The 15,296-nt window shown below is 58.1% G+C and carries 15 protein-coding genes; 11 read left to right on the top strand and 4 right to left on the bottom strand.

Annotated features, from left to right (window positions below; translation table 11 throughout):
* Genes GVJ63_RS15300 through GVJ63_RS15310 form a run of 3 tightly spaced genes read left to right on the top strand, consistent with a single transcriptional unit; the run spans position 1 to position 1,686 of the window.
* Positions 1 to 804 (top strand): sulfite exporter TauE/SafE family protein, encoded by an 804-nt coding sequence (locus GVJ63_RS15300; RefSeq protein ID WP_010257955.1) that lies wholly within the window; start codon positions 1 to 3, stop codon positions 802 to 804.
* A 19-nt stretch (positions 805 to 823) separates the two neighbouring features.
* On the top strand, positions 824 to 1,369 hold the full coding sequence (locus tag GVJ63_RS15305; protein WP_159227093.1) for an elongation factor P hydroxylase: 546 nt from the start codon (positions 824 to 826) through the stop codon (positions 1,367 to 1,369).
* 32 nt (positions 1,370 to 1,401) lie between these two features.
* Positions 1,402 to 1,686: a YfcL family protein gene (locus tag GVJ63_RS15310; protein WP_010257960.1), complete on the top strand. Its 285-nt coding sequence runs from the start codon at positions 1,402 to 1,404 to the stop codon at positions 1,684 to 1,686.
* A 33-nt stretch (positions 1,687 to 1,719) separates the two neighbouring features.
* Here the strand turns inward: GVJ63_RS15310 and mnmC are convergent, their stop codons facing one another.
* Positions 1,720 to 3,726: a bifunctional tRNA (5-methylaminomethyl-2-thiouridine)(34)-methyltransferase MnmD/FAD-dependent 5-carboxymethylaminomethyl-2-thiouridine(34) oxidoreductase MnmC gene (mnmC, locus tag GVJ63_RS15315; RefSeq protein WP_060680648.1), complete on the bottom strand. Its 2,007-nt coding sequence runs from the start codon at positions 3,724 to 3,726 to the stop codon at positions 1,720 to 1,722.
* A 154-nt stretch (positions 3,727 to 3,880) separates the two neighbouring features.
* On the opposite strand from mnmC, the gene fabB reads away from it, so the two are divergent.
* The gene (gene fabB / locus GVJ63_RS15320) at positions 3,881 to 5,101 is read left to right on the top strand and encodes a beta-ketoacyl-ACP synthase I (RefSeq protein WP_010257968.1); all 1,221 of its coding nucleotides are present in this window, start codon (positions 3,881 to 3,883) and stop codon (positions 5,099 to 5,101) included.
* Positions 5,102 to 5,186: 85 nt separating this feature from the next.
* Here fabB and GVJ63_RS15325 read toward each other — a convergent pair whose 3' ends face one another.
* Positions 5,187 to 6,611, bottom strand: coding sequence for a PLP-dependent aminotransferase family protein (locus tag GVJ63_RS15325; protein ID WP_159227094.1), 1,425 nt, complete (start codon positions 6,609 to 6,611; stop codon positions 5,187 to 5,189).
* A gap of 87 nt (positions 6,612 to 6,698) precedes the next feature.
* Here GVJ63_RS15325 and GVJ63_RS15330 point away from each other — a divergent pair, with 87 nt between their 5' ends.
* Positions 6,699 to 7,142 (top strand): rhodanese-like domain-containing protein, encoded by a 444-nt coding sequence (locus GVJ63_RS15330; protein ID WP_010257974.1) that lies wholly within the window; start codon positions 6,699 to 6,701, stop codon positions 7,140 to 7,142.
* Between the two features lies 1 nt (position 7,143).
* On the opposite strand, the gene flk is transcribed toward GVJ63_RS15330, so the two are convergent.
* Together flk and GVJ63_RS15340 are read right to left on the bottom strand one after the other, a co-directional pair.
* Positions 7,144 to 8,193: a flagella biosynthesis regulator Flk gene (gene flk, locus GVJ63_RS15335; protein WP_010257977.1), complete on the bottom strand. Its 1,050-nt coding sequence runs from the start codon at positions 8,191 to 8,193 to the stop codon at positions 7,144 to 7,146.
* Positions 8,194 to 8,375: 182 nt separating this feature from the next.
* A complete protein-coding gene (locus GVJ63_RS15340) occupies positions 8,376 to 9,275 on the bottom strand; it encodes a DMT family transporter (RefSeq protein WP_010257979.1) in 900 nt (299 codons plus the stop codon).
* A 97-nt stretch (positions 9,276 to 9,372) separates the two neighbouring features.
* Here GVJ63_RS15340 and GVJ63_RS15345 point away from each other — a divergent pair, with 97 nt between their 5' ends.
* The 6 genes from GVJ63_RS15345 to accD all read left to right on the top strand — a co-directional run bounded on the left by GVJ63_RS15345 (position 9,373) and on the right by accD (position 15,208).
* Entirely contained in the window at positions 9,373 to 10,152 is a 780-nt protein-coding gene (locus GVJ63_RS15345; protein WP_010257982.1) for a helix-turn-helix domain-containing protein, read from the top strand.
* 55 nt (positions 10,153 to 10,207) lie between these two features.
* Entirely contained in the window at positions 10,208 to 11,341 is a 1,134-nt protein-coding gene (gene pdxB, locus GVJ63_RS15350; RefSeq protein WP_159227095.1) for a 4-phosphoerythronate dehydrogenase PdxB, read from the top strand.
* A 302-nt stretch (positions 11,342 to 11,643) separates the two neighbouring features.
* Positions 11,644 to 12,651, top strand: a complete 1,008-nt coding sequence (locus GVJ63_RS15355; protein ID WP_010257986.1) for an aspartate-semialdehyde dehydrogenase — start codon at positions 11,644 to 11,646, stop codon at positions 12,649 to 12,651.
* Between the two features lie 2 nt (positions 12,652 to 12,653).
* Entirely contained in the window at positions 12,654 to 13,457 is an 804-nt protein-coding gene (gene truA, locus GVJ63_RS15360) for a tRNA pseudouridine(38-40) synthase TruA (protein ID WP_008926481.1), read from the top strand.
* Between the two features lie 29 nt (positions 13,458 to 13,486).
* Positions 13,487 to 14,149: a DedA family protein gene (locus GVJ63_RS15365; protein ID WP_010257990.1), complete on the top strand. Its 663-nt coding sequence runs from the start codon at positions 13,487 to 13,489 to the stop codon at positions 14,147 to 14,149.
* A gap of 144 nt (positions 14,150 to 14,293) precedes the next feature.
* Positions 14,294 to 15,208, top strand: coding sequence for an acetyl-CoA carboxylase, carboxyltransferase subunit beta (gene accD, locus GVJ63_RS15370; protein WP_010257992.1), 915 nt, complete (start codon positions 14,294 to 14,296; stop codon positions 15,206 to 15,208).
* Positions 15,209 to 15,296 lie beyond the last annotated feature (88 nt).

Below are 15,296 nucleotides of genomic sequence, written 5' to 3' on the forward strand. Positions count from 1 at the left end.
ATGGATTGGTTTGTGGTCAGCCCGCTGCTCGTCGGGCTGCTGTTTTTAATCGCCATGCTCGCCGGTTTTATTGATTCAATCGCGGGTGGCGGGGGATTACTTACGGTACCTTCGTTGCTGGCGGCGGGCCTTTCTCCGGCCCAGGCGCTGGCGACCAATAAACTGCAATCGGTCGGTGGATCGTTTTCCGCCAGTCTCTACTTTATCCGGCGTGGTGCGGTCAATCTGAATGAACAGTGGCTGAACATTGCCATGACGCTGCTGGGTTCCGTGCTGGGCGCGATACTGATTCAGCGCCTGCAGGCGGATTTCCTGCGCCAGATGCTGCCGCTGTTTTTAATCGCTATCGGTCTGTGGTTCCTGCTGATGCCGCGCCTCGGCGAAGTGGATCGCGCGCGCCGTCTGCATGGTCTGGCCTTTGCCCTGGTCGGCGGCGGGGCTGTGGGATTCTATGACGGATTTTTCGGACCGGGCGCAGGATCTTTTTATGCGCTGGCTTTCGTCACGCTCTGCGGCTACAACCTTGCCAAAGCGACCGCCCATGCCAAGGTCCTCAACTTCACCTCGAACCTCGGCAGCCTGCTGTTCTTTATGTTCGGCGGCAAAGTAGTGTGGGGAACCGGCCTGATCATGATGCTCGGCGCTTTCTGCGGCGCGCGTCTGGGCGCAAGACTGGTGCTGAGCCGCGGACAGAAGCTGATCCGCCCGATGGTGGTGATTGTGTCTGCCGTCATGAGCATTAAATTACTGTGGGACAGCCATGGCAGCGCCGTTATGGCCTGGCTTGCCACGCTGCAATCGTAACCTAAAACCTGATACCGTCATGAACCCGACTCATCATTATGAACAGCTGATCACGCTGTTTGATCGCTGTTTCAGCGATGAATTTCAGACCCATCTAATTAAAGGCGATGATGAACCGATCTATCTTCCTGCTGATGCTGAATCGCCGTGGAATCGTGTGGTCTTTGCTCACGGCTTCTACGCCAGCGCCCTGCATGAGATCTCTCACTGGTGCATCGCCGGTGAAGCGCGCCGCAAACTGGTCGATTTTGGCTACTGGTACTGTCCGGATGGCCGTGATGCGCTGACCCAGAGTCAGTTTGAAGCGGTGGAAGTGAAGCCACAGGCGCTGGAGTGGATGTTTTGTACGGCGGCAGGCTTTCCCTTCAACGTGAGTTGTGACAATCTCGACGGGGATTGTGAACCGGATCGCATTGCGTTCCAGCGTAAAGTGCATGCTCAGGTCATGAGCTATCTGACGTCGGGCATTCCCGACCGTCCCGCGCGTTTTATTACCGCCCTGGCGGAATTTTATGGCAGGCCTTCATTAACAGCATCGCAGTTTCCCTGGCCGGACGATCTGTGATGCAGAAAGGCATTATTAAAAGAGGAATTGAGATGATCGCAGAATTTGAAGCGCGTATTCTGGCCCTGATTGACGACATGGTCGAGCATGCCAGTGACGATGAGCTGTTCGCCAGCGGTTATCTGCGCGGGCATCTGACACTGGCGGTCGCTGAAGTGGAGCAACTGGGCGAACATACGCCAGAAGCGCTGCAGATTCAGGTAACCCGCAGTCTGCAAAATGCCATTGCTGCCGGAGAACTCTCGCCGCGCGATCAGGCATTAGTGGTCGGGATGTGGGATAACCTGTTTGTTCAGGCACGCCAGCTCTCCGCGTAATGGTGCAGGGCGGCGTACCGCCCTTAGCGTCCGCTAAACGGCTTTTCCCTTTAGTAATTTCCTCACCCAGTAACGATTCGGATTGAGTGCTGCCAGGGTACTGGCATCCAGAGGCTGCGGCTCGCCCGCCAGCTGAGCTGCCAGCACTTCGGCCGCCAGCGGCGCACTGCACAGGCCGCGCGATCCCAGCGCCCCAAACAGATACAAGCCCGCAAGATCGGGTGCGTCAGCGATATCGCTGCCTGCCGCCTGCTGTGCCGGTAAATCAGCATACTGCGCCAGCGTAGCAGCATAATCCGGCACGCCGCCCACCATCGGCAGGTGATCCCGGGTGGCGCAGCGCACCCCCATTCTTGCCTCTCCGTCACTGACATCCACCGTTTCGGCCCAGCTGCTGTCAGGCAGGCAATGCAGCAGGCGGCTGCGGTTCTCCTGCTGATCCTCCTCCCGATACGCGGTTGCGGTATCGCCACGGTGATAGCTGGCCCCGATACAGTGCGTACCAAACTGCGGGCTGACAGGCGTCAGATAGCCGTCGTAACAGAGCACCGTTTGCAGCGCGTTGAGGCCGGGCGTAGAGGGAACATGGCTTACCTGACCGGCCACCGGATAGGTCGGCAGCGGGGCGCTTTGCGCAAAGTCAGCAATCGCATGACCGTTTGCCAGTACCACGGTCGGATGACGTACCGCCGGACGATCGCTGAACGTCAGCATCCAGTGATCATCCTCACGGGAAAGCGCGCTCACCCGGTGCAGCCAGTGAATGCGCAATCCCTGGGTTTCGCCATGCGCCAGCATCGCGGTGGTCAGCTCTGCCGGTGAGAGCCAGCCGCCTTGCGGATAGAAAATGCCGCCACAGCCATGTTCAACATTTGCCCGTTTTTCAGCTTCTGCCACATCGACGCCACAGGCGATGATTTCAGGCAGGTCCATCGCCAGCATCTGATCGATCTTCTTACGGCTTTTCTCATCCCAGCCCAGCTGCAGCACACCGCTCCAGTGATGCTCATAGGTGACGGTTAATTGATCATACAGCCGCCGCGCAAAGCTGAAGGCTGAGGGGAAAAAAGTGGCAAGTGCCGGGTCGTGCTGATTGAGCAGCGGATAGAGCGCTCCCTGACGGTTGCCGGATGCGCCCAGCGCGGGCGCCTCATCGGCGCAATAAAGCGTTACCCGCCAGCCGCGACGCAGCAGCGCCAGCGCCAGGGTGGCACTGGCGACGCCGCCGCCAATCAGTGCCACATCACGCTGCTCCGCAGCCTGACGATGATACCAGGGCTGCGCGGCGGGCAGCGGAGGCGCATCCTGCAACGGCCCGCATAGCATTTCGCGCTTCGGACCAAATCCTTTGCGGCGGATGACCGCAAAGCCCGCCTGCTGCAGACCGCGCCGGACAATACCTGCGGCGGTAAAGGTCGCGAAGGTCCCCTGCGGCCGCGCCAGTTTTGCCATCATGCCGAACAGCTCCGGCGTCCACATATCCGGGTTCTTTGAGGGCGCGAACCCATCCAGGAACCAGGCATCTACCTGACGATTCAGGCTCTCATCCAGCTGGCCCATCAGCAGGTTAATATCGCCCAGCCACAGGTCGAGCGTGATGCGGCCGCCATCAAACAGCAGACGCTGACAGCCGGGCAGGGCAGCGGGCCACTGCGCCTGCAGCGCCTCCGCCCAGGGGGCCAGTTCGGGCCAGTGCTGCTGCGCTGCGGTTAAATCTTCACGGGTTAACGGAAATTTCTCAAAGCTGATGAAATGCAGACGTTTTAAAGTGGCGTCGGGCTGTTCGCGCTGAAACGCATCGAACGCCTGCCACAGCGTCAGGAAATTAAGACCGGTGCCAAAACCGCTCTCCGCCACGATCAGCAGATCGCGCGGATGCTCAGCAAAACGCTGGGGAAAACCGTTGCCGCCAAGGAAGACATAGCGTGTCTCTTCCAGACCGTTGTCATTAGAGAAATAGACATCGCCAAACGCTCGGGAAACAGGTGTACCCTGTTCATTCCAGTTTAGCTTTGCATGTTCAACCGGGGTCAATTTCACGGTAAAGGCTCGTTTTTCAGGCAGTGGCGCGATTCTAGCGACCTGCGTGACATGACGCAAATTTACAAAAGGAAATAGCTGATCGGACTTGTTCGGCGTACAAGTGTACGCTAGAGTGCATGCCAATTAAGAAGAAGTGGATGAGGAAGATTGAATGAAACGTGCTGTGATTACTGGCTTAGGGATCGTTTCCAGTATTGGTAATAACCAGCAGGAGGTGCTGTCATCTCTGCGTGAAGGACGCTCTGGCATCACCTTTTCTGAAGAGATGAAAGATTCCGGCATGCGTAGTCACGTCTGGGGTAACGTTAAATTAGATACCACCGGCCTCATCGATCGCAAAGTTGTGCGCTTTATGAGTGATGCGTCCATCTATGCTTATCTTTCCATGGAAGAAGCGATTAAAGATTCTGGCCTCAGCGCTGAAGCGTATCAGAGCAACCCACGAGTGGGTCTGATTGCGGGTTCAGGCGGCGGCTCCCCACGTTTCCAGGTATTTGGTGCTGACGCAATGCGCAGCCCACGCGGCCTGAAAGCGGTTGGCCCTTATGTGGTCACCAAAGCGATGGCCTCTGGCGTCTCTGCCTGCCTCGCAACGCCATTCAAAATTCATGGCGTAAATTACTCGATTAGCTCCGCCTGTGCCACTTCTGCGCACTGTATCGGTAACGCCGTTGAGCAGATCCAGCTTGGCAAACAGGATATCGTTTTTGCGGGCGGCGGCGAAGAGCTGTGCTGGGAAATGGCCTGTGAGTTCGACGCCATGGGCGCGCTCTCTACCCGTTACAACGACACGCCAGAAAAAGCGTCACGCACTTATGACAATGAGCGCGACGGCTTTGTTATCGCCGGTGGCGGTGGCATGGTCGTCGTTGAAGAGCTGGAGCATGCGCTGGCACGTGGTGCGCATATCTATGCCGAAATCGTCGGTTATGGTGCCACTTCAGACGGTGCAGACATGGTTGCTCCATCAGGTGAAGGCGCAGTGCGCTGCATGAAGATGGCGATGCACGGTGTCGATACACCCATCGACTATCTGAACAGTCACGGAACCTCTACCCCGGTGGGTGATGTGAAAGAGCTGGGTGCGATTCGTGAAGTGTTTGGCGATAACACGCCATACATCTCAGCAACGAAAGCGATGACCGGCCACTCTCTGGGTGCGGCTGGCGTGCAGGAAGCGATCTACTCGCTGCTGATGCTGGAGCATGGTTTTATCGCGCCAAGCATCAACATCACCTCGCTTGATGCGGCAGCAACCGGTATGAACATCGTCACTGAGCCGATGGAAAAAGAGCTGACTACCGTGATGTCTAACAGCTTTGGTTTTGGCGGTACCAACGCCACATTGACCATGCGTAAATATCAGGCGTAATTATTACGTCAGCACTCTGAAGGGCCGGCTTGCCGGCCCTTTTTGTTTTACAGCCCATCCGCTTTACCTCGTTCAACCCTCCGTTTTAGCCCTCCCGCTGCAGCAGCCGCAGCAATGTATCGCATCCCGCCACAATCTCGTCAGGCGTCAGTGCGGCAAAGCCCAGCATCCAGCCTTGCTGAGACGAAGGCCCGGCATAGAGCGGACTCAGACGCGGCAGCAGCAAACCCTGTTGAGCCGCCAATGCGCTTAATCGCGCTTCATCCTGTTGCAGTCTGACAGTTACCTGTAATCCGCCGCTGCTGACAATCGGCGTGATCCACGGCGACAGTTGCTGAGCGATTAGCGTCAGCAGCAGATCGCGACGGCTGTGATAGAGCTGACGCATCAGCCGCAGATGGCTGGCGAAATGTCCCTGTTGCAGAAAGGCGGCGGTGACAGCCTGCGGCAGCAGGGCGCTGTGTCCATCCAGCACGCTGCGTGCCTGGCCTATGGGGGTAATCAGCGCGGGCGGGACCACCATCCAGGCCAGCCGCAGGGAGGGAAACAGCGACTTCGAGAAGGTGCCCAGCGTAATCACCCGCTGATGGCGATCCAGTCCCTGTAGCGCAGGGATAGGACGTTCGTCGTAGTGAAATTCGCTGTCATAATCGTCTTCGATCAGCCAGCACCGGTTGCGCTGCGCCCAGTCCAGCCACGCCAGGCGTCGCGTCAGGCTCAGCGTCACGCCGGTAGGGTAATGATGCGATGGCGTCAGATACATCAGTTTTGCACTGCCGCTGGCGGGGATGGCACCTTCGGCATCGACCTCAATCCCGCGCACCTGTGCGCCGGCAGCCAGAAAGGCGTTACGCGCACCAGGATAGCCCGGCTCCTCCATCCATACCTCATCACCGGGATCGACGAACATCATAGCCAGTAACTGTAGTGCTTGTTGTGAACTGGTCAGAATGATCACCTGTTCCGGCTGGCATGCCACGCCCCTGGAAAGCGCCAGATAATCCGCGAGTGCGCTGCGTAACGGCAGGTAGCCGCAGGGATCGCCATATCCCATTGCGGCGCTGCCCAGTGAACGCTGCACGCTGCTGCCGAGGCGTCGCCACGTGTCATGGGGAAAAGCGCGTAACTCCGGTGAACCGGCGGCGAATGCATGGGGAAAAGGGGGATCCTGACAGCCACCGGTTGCCAGTACCTGCTGGCCCCGCGCCGAGAAATGGACGGGCTGAGGCCGGGCTGGAAATGATGATGAGTGGGTGGGGATGATGATGGCAACAAAAGTACCGCGACCGGTCTCGCGTCGCAGATAGCCTTCACTTTCCAGCTGTCCGTAGGCCGCTTCCACCGTCACACGTGACAGACGCAGATCCTGCGCCAGCTGACGACTGGACGGCAACTGCTGACCAGCATGCAGATGGTGCCGGTTGATCGCCAGTCGCAGGGTAGAGCAGAGCCGCTCGCGCACGCCGCCACTGGTCTGATGCTGAAAAAGTTGTAATAACGGTGAAGACATATGGGTCTTATACCTGATGGGGAATGGGTATCAGTAAGCAGTCCACTTTGCCGTAAACTGCAGACTCACCACAACAGGAGAATCGCTATGTCATCGGTTTTACGAATTCCGGCCGCCACCCCGCAGCAAAGCCTCGACTATCTGCAGGCAAAACTCGCTTTTTACACCGACGCCTGGGATCTGGCGGAAGATCTGGAACGGCAAATCCCGGATATCGTGGTAATCGATGCTCGTGCGCCGGAGGCTTATCGCGCCGGGCATATTTGCGGCGCGATCAACTTTCCGCATCGCGAGATGGATGCCACTACGACGGCCCGGCTTGATCGCAGTAAAGTTTATGTCACGTATTGTGACGGCATTGGCTGTAACGGCTCGACGAAAGCGGCCTGGAAACTGGCCTCGCTGGGATTTCAGGTGAAGGAGTTGATTGGCGGGCTGGATTTCTGGAAACGTGACGGTCATCCGCTGACCTGGGGTGATGCACCGGGCGAATGGCCAGTCGCCGCGCCCAAAGCATTCTGTGGCTGTTAACTCAGAGGACCACCCAGAGTAAAAGGGTGATGACGACCAGTGCGACAAAGAAGCCCAGCAGGGGGCGCTCTGCCAGAGGCTGAATCGCGGGCGGCAGCGACGCAACAAAGGGTGACCAGATCGGCTGGGGTTTTATCTCGCTGGCAGCCAGCGGCTGTTCGAGAAGTTTTTCTGCCCGGTCGGCGCGCCGGCTGAACAGGAAGTTCAGCAGATCCTGGGTCTGCGTTACGGTGAGCACCGTCTGCGGCGTGGCCTGGAAACGCTGCTGGCTGTAATCCTCCAGTTGCTGCCGCTCCTGCTGATCAAGCGGCTGTTTCAGGGACGCTTCCAGCAATTGCAGCGTCGGTGCGCTGTGCTGACTCAACGTCTGGCGCACCTGCAGATACTGGGTCAGCAGCGGGAAGTGGCGCGAAGGGATGGGATCACCGCTGGTCAGATTCACCAGTTTCAGCGCAGCCGTCCACAGCTTACCGGTGGATTCGCCAGTGGCAGCGGCCAGGCGTACCACCTGCTGATTCAGCGTATGATGCTCGGCAGGCAGCAGCGTGCGATCGCTGACGCGGATCTGCTGCGGCTGAGGAATGGTCATCTGCCCGTTCTGCAGCATCGTCAGCACCTGGCGCAGCTGATCCTGGCTCAGCGCGCTCAGTACGGTCTGACCAAATTGCTGACGGATAAAATCGCTGACGGCCTGACGGTTATTCCCTTTCGGCAGCAGATCGGTGAGCTGGGTCATCAGCTGGCGTGTGGCATGCCCATTTTGCGTCTGCGTAAGGCGGCCATTAAGGTACTGTTCCGCTGCCGGAAAATGACGCGACTGCAACTCCGCTTCACTCTTTACGCCCACTTCATGGCGTACGCCCGCCCACAGTTCAGGCGCTTTAAGATTACTGAGCGATGAGATACGCACGATCAGCCGTTCTAACGTCGTGCGCTGCGCAGGGGAGAGGGGCTGTTCACCGGCCACTGAACCGTGACGCGTAACGCCAGTTTGCGGATTGACAGATGAACGATCGCCGACCGGCACACCGGGGCCGCTGAGTGGTTGCATGGCGGATTCCTTGGGAAAACAGAACAGCGTGGGGTGCGCCGGAAAATGAATAGGCCATGATAGCAAAAGCCCCCGGGAAATCCCACGGGGGACATGCGTTTCGGCGCGAGATTTACGCTTCAGCTGTAGCCTTTCTTCACTGCCATCCTCAACAGCACCCTCACTCGCCACAGCCGCGCTATTCAGGCCTGTGGGTGGCTCACCGGTTTACGGCGGGATAAGGGGGTACGCAGCCGCTGCGCCAGTATCACACCGCCAAGCGTCAGACCGCCGCCAATCCAGTGGTAACTGTGTAGTTGCTCATGCAGAAAAATCACCGCGATCACCGCGGTAAATACCGGGATCAGATTCATAAAGATACTGGTGGTGCTGGCACCCAGACGCTGCACACCGTGGATCCACAGGAACGGCGCGATGATCGAAGCAAACAGACCGGCAAAGGCCACCAGCGGCAGGTTGTGCCGGTTAAGCGCCACCTCGGGGGCCAGCAGAAAACCAGGCAGCAGCAGAACGACGCCAAATAAAATCTGCACATACAGGCTTTGCCAGATCGGCAGCGGCAGTGCCCAGCGTCGTGTCAGCACGCCATACAGCGCATAGGCGGCGGAGGCGGCCAGCATCAGCAGTTCACCTTTGCCCAGACCGTGATTCAGCAGCTGCATCACGTTGCCCTCACTGACCAGCCACACCAGACCGGTAAAGGAGATGATGCTGCCGAGCAGGATGCCCAGCGTCGGCGCAATCCGTAGGATCACCACGCTCAGCAGCACGGTGAGCAGGGGGATGAGGGCGCCGATAATGCCCATAAAGAGTGCGCTGACACTTTGTGCTGCGTAGTAGGCGAGACTCTGATAGAGCACCATGCCGAGCAGGCCAAGGATCGCCAGCCGCCAGAGGTGCGGTTTAATGACCTGACGCGTGCGCCACACGCCGGGCAGCACAAAGGGCGTCAGCACCAGCAGCGCCAGTAACCAGCGGTAGAATGAGATCGCCGCCGGATCGATCGCATCCGCCGAGAGTTTGCTGACAATTGAGTTGATCGACCAGATTATTACCGCAAAGAGCGGGTACAGGAAAAACATGCTGACTCTCCACACGCCATAATGAGGCGCAGTGTACGCTTGTCCGGATTTATTCAGATAGTTAATATCGGACAAAATTAGTTGTGGAGCGGACAGAATGACCCTGAAAGTGATCTACCAGCCGCCCCTTGACGCGCCGCAGCTGCGCTACTTTATGCGTTACGAACAGGCCAATGCCCGCACCGAATATCTGCCGCATGCGCATGCCTGGGGTCAGCTCATTATGGTGAAAAGCCACGTACTGGAGATGCAGGTCGAGGGTGAGCGATTGCTGACACCGGCAGATATTCCGGTCTGGATCCCACCGGGTCAGCTTCACAGTAGCTATAACCATCGTCAGGCACAGTTCCGTACTTTTAATCTGGCGGCTCCGTTATGCGCCGATCTGCCCCGGCGCGCCTGCCTGCTGCTGGTCGATCCCATTGCACATGCCATTATGGATGAGTTTGCTGAGCAGCAAATCGAGCAACCCGAAACGGATGCGCAGTGGCGGCTGTGCGAGGTGCTGCGCGATCGCCTGCAGCTGGCGCAGGTACAGGAGAGTTATCTGCCCACCTCTGACGATAAATTTCTGGCGCCGGTGTTACATGCGCTGGAAGCGCATCCGGGCGATAACACCACGCTGGCAGGCTGGGCGGCGCGGGTCTTTACCACCGAACGGACGCTGGCGCGGCGCTGCCAGCAGCAGCTTCATATGACCTTTGGCGAGTGGCGGCAGCGGCTGCGGTTTCTGCGCGCCATTGTGCTGCTGGAGCAGGGGGAAAGCGTGCAGAGCATCGCCCATGAGCTGGGATACAGTTCAGCTTCGGCACTGATTGTGATGTTCCAGCAACAGGCGGGAACCACGCCCGAACGCTACCGTGCACGGTTAGGCTAACGCGTCGCTTTGTGCCAGAATAATTGCCTGATATGTAACTGACAGGAAAGCCGTGGTGAAAATTCTGGTCGATGAAAATATGCCTTATGCCCGTGAGCTATTCAGCCGTACCGGCGACGTGGTCGCGGTGCCGGGGCGTCCGCTGCCGGTGGCTGAACTGGCCGATGCCGATGGCCTGATGGTGCGCTCAGTCACCCAGGTTAATGAGGCCCTGCTGGCAGGAAAGCCGGTGAAATTTGTCGGAACCGCCACGGCGGGCACCGATCATATCGACGAGAACTGGCTGCAGCAGGCGGGCATTGCGTTCTCTGCTGCACCCGGCTGTAACGCCATTGCGGTGGTGGAATATGTTTTTTCTGCGCTGCTGCTGCTGGCGGAACGCGATGGTTTCCAGCTGCGTGACCGCACTGTCGGCATCGTTGGCGTCGGTAACGTCGGTGGGCGACTGCAAAAGCGTCTTGAGACCTGGGGCATCAAAACCCTGCTGTGCGATCCGCCGCGCGCCGATCGCGGTGATGAGGGGGATTTCCTGTCGCTGGAGGCTGTGACAGAGCAGGCTGATATTCTGACGTTCCATACGCCGCTGTTTAAAGAGGGCCCGTATAAAAGCTGGCATCTGGCGGATGCGGCGCTGCTGATGGCGCTAAAGCCTAATACTATTCTGATCAACGCCTGTCGCGGCCCGGTGGTGGACAACAGCGCGCTGCTGGAGGTGCTGAAAATGCGGCACGATCTTAGCGTCGTGCTGGATGTCTGGGAGCCGGAGCCGGATCTGTCGCTGGCGCTGCTGGATAAGGTCGATATCGCCACGCCGCACATCGCGGGCTACACGCTGGAAGGCAAAGCGCGCGGCACCACCCAGGTGTTTGAAGCCTGGTGCGACTTTATTGGTCAGCCGCAGCAGGTGCCGCTCAGTACCTTACTGCCGGTGCCGGAATTCAGTGAAATCACCCTGAATGGCCCGCTGGATCAGCCAACGCTGAAACGCCTGGCGCATCTGGTGTATGATGTGCGCCGCGATGATGCCCCCCTGCGTAAAGTGGCGGCGAAACCCGGCGAGTTTGATCGCCTGCGCAAGCAGTATCAGGAGCGCCGCGAGTGGTCATCGCTGCAGGTGAACTGCGATGACGCCACAACCGCTGAGCTGCTGAACCAACTGGGCTTTAACGCAATCATCTCCCCGGAATAGCGGGCGCTGCAGGTCAGGCGCACTGGCGCGGTTTCCGCACTGAATTAATCAGTGAACGGAAGGCGCGCGCTGCTGGCATGTCTGCATGACGGCGGGTTCTGGGGGGATATACCCAATGGATTTCGGGTTGCATTGAGGCGGCAAGAGAACGAATCCCGATGCGCTTACTCAGGTAAGTGATTCGGGTGAGTGAACGCAGCCAACAAAGATGCAACGTGAAAGACGACGGGGATAAATCTGAATCCCTGGGCGGTGAATATCACCGCCTTCTGTTTTTATGTCATTGTCTGGAGTAAACCAACATGTCTGACGGCTGGAATATTGCGCTACTTGGCGCGACAGGCGCAGTAGGGAACGCTGTACTGGAACTGCTGGCGGAACGCCAGTTCCCGGTTGGTGAATTATATTTGCTGGCCAGCGAAAACAGCGCGGGCGAAATCAAACGTTTCGAAGGCCGCTCGGTGCGGGTCGAAAATGCGGAGACGTTCGACTGGTCACAGGCGCAGCTGGCCTTTTTCGTGGCGGGACGTGACGCCTCGGCGCGCTTTGCCGAGGAAGCGGCCAATGCCGGTTGTCTGGTAATCGACAGCAGCGAGCTGTTTGCGCTGGAACCCGATGTGCCGCTGGTGGTGCCGGATGTGAATCCGCAGGTGCTGGCAGATTATCGCAATCGCAACATCATCAGCGTGGCGGATAACCTGGTAAGCCAGCTGCTGACCGCAATTAAACCGCTGGTGGATGCGGCCGGATTGAGTCGTTTACAGGTGACTAACCTGATCTCAGTCTCCAGCTACGGCAAAGTGGCTGTCGATGCGCTGGCCGGGGAAAGTGCCCGCCTGCTGAACGGTCTTCCGGCCGATGAACACCATTTTGGTCGTCAGCTGGCGTTTAACCTGATGCCACAACAGGCCGACGCAGAAGGCAGCGTGGAGAGTGAGCGTCGCCTGATTGATCAGGTGCGTAAGGTATTGCAGGACGAAGGCTTACCGATTGCGGTCAGCAGCGTACAGGCTCCGGTGTTCTACGGTAATGCGCAGATTGTGCATATCGAAAACCTGCGCCCGCTCTCTGCTGAAGAAGCGCGTGCCGAACTGGCGCTGGCGTCAGATATTCGTCTGAGCGAAGAGGATGAAGTGCCGACGCCGGTCACGGATGCCTCAGGCAACGGCGAACTGAGCATCGGCGCTGTGCGCAACGACTACGGTATCCCGGAGCTGCTGCAGTTCTGGTCAGTAGCGGACAACATTCGTTTTGGCGGCGCGCTGATGGCGGTGAAAACCGCTGAGAAACTGGTTCAGGAGTATCTGTAACCATGTCCGATGGTCAGACGCAAAAACTGGCGCTCGGCATCGAGTATGACGGTAGCCGTTACTACGGCTGGCAGCGTCAGAATGAAGTCCGCAGCGTGCAGGAGAAGGTAGAACGCGCGCTGTCGAAAGTCGCCGATCATCCGGTCAGCATTTTTTGTGCTGGCCGCACCGATGCAGGCGTACACGGGACGGGGCAGGTGGTCCATTTCGAGACCACCTCGCAGCGGCCTGATGGCGCCTGGACGCTGGGCGTCAACGCTAATCTGCCGCCGGATATTGCGGTGCGCTGGGTGAAAGCGGTGCCGGATGAATTTCATGCCCGCTTCAGCGCCACGGCCCGACGCTATCGCTACCTGATCTACAATCAGCGTCTGCGTCCGGCGGTGCTGGCGCAGGGCGTGACGCACTTTTACCATCCTCTGGATGCAGAGAAGATGCAGCGCGCCGGGCAGTGTTTGTTAGGCGAGAATGATTTCACCTCATTCCGAGCCGTGCAGTGCCAGTCGCGTACACCGTGGCGCAACGTGATTCACCTCAACGTGACGCGTCAGGGTCCCTACGTGATTGTGGATATCAAAGCCAATGCCTTTGTGCATCACATGGTGCGCAATATCGTGGGCAGCCTGATGGAGATAGGCTGCGGCAATAAGCCGGAGTCATGGATGGCAACGCTGCTGGCGGCGAAGGATCGGACATTAGCCGCAGCCACAGCCCGGGCAGAGGGGTTGTATCTGGTGGCGGTGGATTACCCATCCCACTTTGCGTTACCACAGCCGTCGATGGGACCGTTGTTCCTCGCGGATTAATTCACTTTCAGGACTTAAAAGGGCGCGCCATGGAGTTTCTCCATTTTCTGGTTGATTTTATTCTGCACATTGATGTGCATCTTGCCGAACTTGTTGCACAGTACGGTATCTGGATTTACGCTATTTTGTTCCTGATTTTGTTCTGCGAAACCGGTCTGGTGGTGACGCCCTTCCTGCCGGGTGACTCGTTGCTGTTTGTGGCGGGCGCACTGGCGGCGTTGCCGGGTAACGATCTTAATGTGCATGTGATGGTGGCATTATTAGTGGTGGCCGCGGTTCTGGGCGACGCGGTGAACTACACCATTGGCCGCCTGTTTGGCGAACGGTTGTTCAGTAACCCGAACTCGAAGATTTTCCGTCGCAGCCATCTGGATAAAACCCATGCGTTTTATGCCCGTCACGGCGGAAAAACCATTATCCTGGCGCGCTTCGTGCCGATCGTGCGAACCTTTGCGCCGTTTGTTGCCGGTATGGGCCATATGTCCTATCGCCACTTCGCGCTGTTCAACGTAACGGGTGCGCTGCTCTGGGTGCTGCTGTTCTCCTATGCCGGCTACCTGTTTGGCGATCTGCCGGTGGTGCAGGAAAACCTGAAGCTGCTGATTGTGGGCATTATCCTGGTCTCGATTCTGCCAGGTGTGATTGAAGTCTGGCGTCATCGCCGTCAGGCTAAGCAGCAGAAGCAGCCGTAAGGCTGCGCTCAGGGGTAAGACCAGATTTTTATCCACAGTCTGAACAGGTTGTGGTTTAATGAGCGACATTTACCGTCTGCTGAAGCGGTTTTCAGCAGTATCAAGACGACTGGACCAGGTCAGTTTTAAACAGAAAGGTCATCAATGAGCTGGATTGAACGCATTCTTAATAAAAGCACCGGAACGCCTGTGCGCAAAGCCAGTATCCCGGAAGGGGTCTGGACCAAGTGTGACAGCTGTGGTCAGGTGCTCTACCGCGCCGAGCTGGAGCGTAATCTTGAGGTCTGCCCGAAGTGTGACCATCACATGCGGATGCACGCCCGTGAGCGCCTCGGCAGTGTCCTCGATCAGGGCACGATGGTTGAGCTGGGTAGTGAACTTGAACCTAAAGATCTGCTCAAGTTCCGTGACTCCAAAAAGTACAAAGATCGTCTGATCGCGGCCCAGAAAGACACCGGTGAGAAAGATGCGCTGGTGGTCATGAAAGGTCAGCTGCACGGCATGCCGGTTGTTGCGGCAGCCTTTGAATTTGCCTTTATGGGCGGTTCAATGGGCTCTGTGGTCGGTGCGCGTTTTGTACGTGCGGTTGAGCAGGCGTTAGAAGATAACTGCCCGCTGATCTGCTTCTCCGCCAGCGGCGGGGCGCGTATGCAGGAAGCGCTGCAGTCGCTGATGCAGATGGCGAAAACCAGTGCGGCACTGGCAAAAATGCGTGAGCGCGGTCTGCCTTATATTTCCGTGCTGACTGACCCGACTATGGGTGGTGTTTCGGCCAGTTTTGCCATGCTGGGCGACCTCAATATCGCGGAACCTAAAGCACTGATTGGCTTTGCCGGCCCACGCGTTATTGAGCAGACCGTGCGTGAAAAACTGCCGCCGGGCTTCCAGCGCAGTGAGTTCCTGATTGAAAAGGGCGCGATTGATATGATCATTCGCCGTCCGGAAATGCGCTACAAACTGGCAAGCCTGCTGGCAAAAATGATGAACCTGCCGGCACCGCTGCATGATGGTGAACAGTCCGCTCCGGCGACGACTGAATCGGAAAGCAACGAGGCCTGACAGGAGATAGAGAGGTGCGTCCAAAGCACCTCTTACCAATGCACCGTATACCGCAGCAGCAGCCTGCCAGGTATAAATAAGCAAAACG

Source organism: Pantoea sp. 18059, from assembly GCF_902706165.1.
Classification (GTDB): Bacteria; Pseudomonadota; Gammaproteobacteria; order Enterobacterales; family Enterobacteriaceae; genus Pantoea; species Pantoea agglomerans.

Coding starts and splice junctions, on each gene's coding strand:
- flk (WP_010257977.1), bottom strand. CDS start 8,193: ATGCAACCACTCAGCGGCCCCGGTGTGCCGGTCGGCGATCGTTCATCT.
- GVJ63_RS15340 (WP_010257979.1), bottom strand. CDS start 9,275: ATGTTTTTCCTGTACCCGCTCTTTGCGGTAATAATCTGGTCGATCAAC.
- GVJ63_RS15355 (WP_010257986.1), top strand. CDS start 11,644: ATGTCTGACGGCTGGAATATTGCGCTACTTGGCGCGACAGGCGCAGTA.
- GVJ63_RS15325 (WP_159227094.1), bottom strand. CDS start 6,611: ATGTCTTCACCGTTATTACAACTTTTTCAGCATCAGACCAGTGGCGGC.
- GVJ63_RS15365 (WP_010257990.1), top strand. CDS start 13,487: ATGGAGTTTCTCCATTTTCTGGTTGATTTTATTCTGCACATTGATGTG.
- accD (WP_010257992.1), top strand. CDS start 14,294: ATGAGCTGGATTGAACGCATTCTTAATAAAAGCACCGGAACGCCTGTG.
- fabB (WP_010257968.1), top strand. CDS start 3,881: ATGAAACGTGCTGTGATTACTGGCTTAGGGATCGTTTCCAGTATTGGT.
- GVJ63_RS15345 (WP_010257982.1), top strand. CDS start 9,373: ATGACCCTGAAAGTGATCTACCAGCCGCCCCTTGACGCGCCGCAGCTG.
- truA (WP_008926481.1), top strand. CDS start 12,654: ATGTCCGATGGTCAGACGCAAAAACTGGCGCTCGGCATCGAGTATGAC.
- GVJ63_RS15310 (WP_010257960.1), top strand. CDS start 1,402: ATGATCGCAGAATTTGAAGCGCGTATTCTGGCCCTGATTGACGACATG.
- GVJ63_RS15305 (WP_159227093.1), top strand. CDS start 824: ATGAACCCGACTCATCATTATGAACAGCTGATCACGCTGTTTGATCGC.
- GVJ63_RS15330 (WP_010257974.1), top strand. CDS start 6,699: ATGTCATCGGTTTTACGAATTCCGGCCGCCACCCCGCAGCAAAGCCTC.
- GVJ63_RS15300 (WP_010257955.1), top strand. CDS start 1: ATGGATTGGTTTGTGGTCAGCCCGCTGCTCGTCGGGCTGCTGTTTTTA.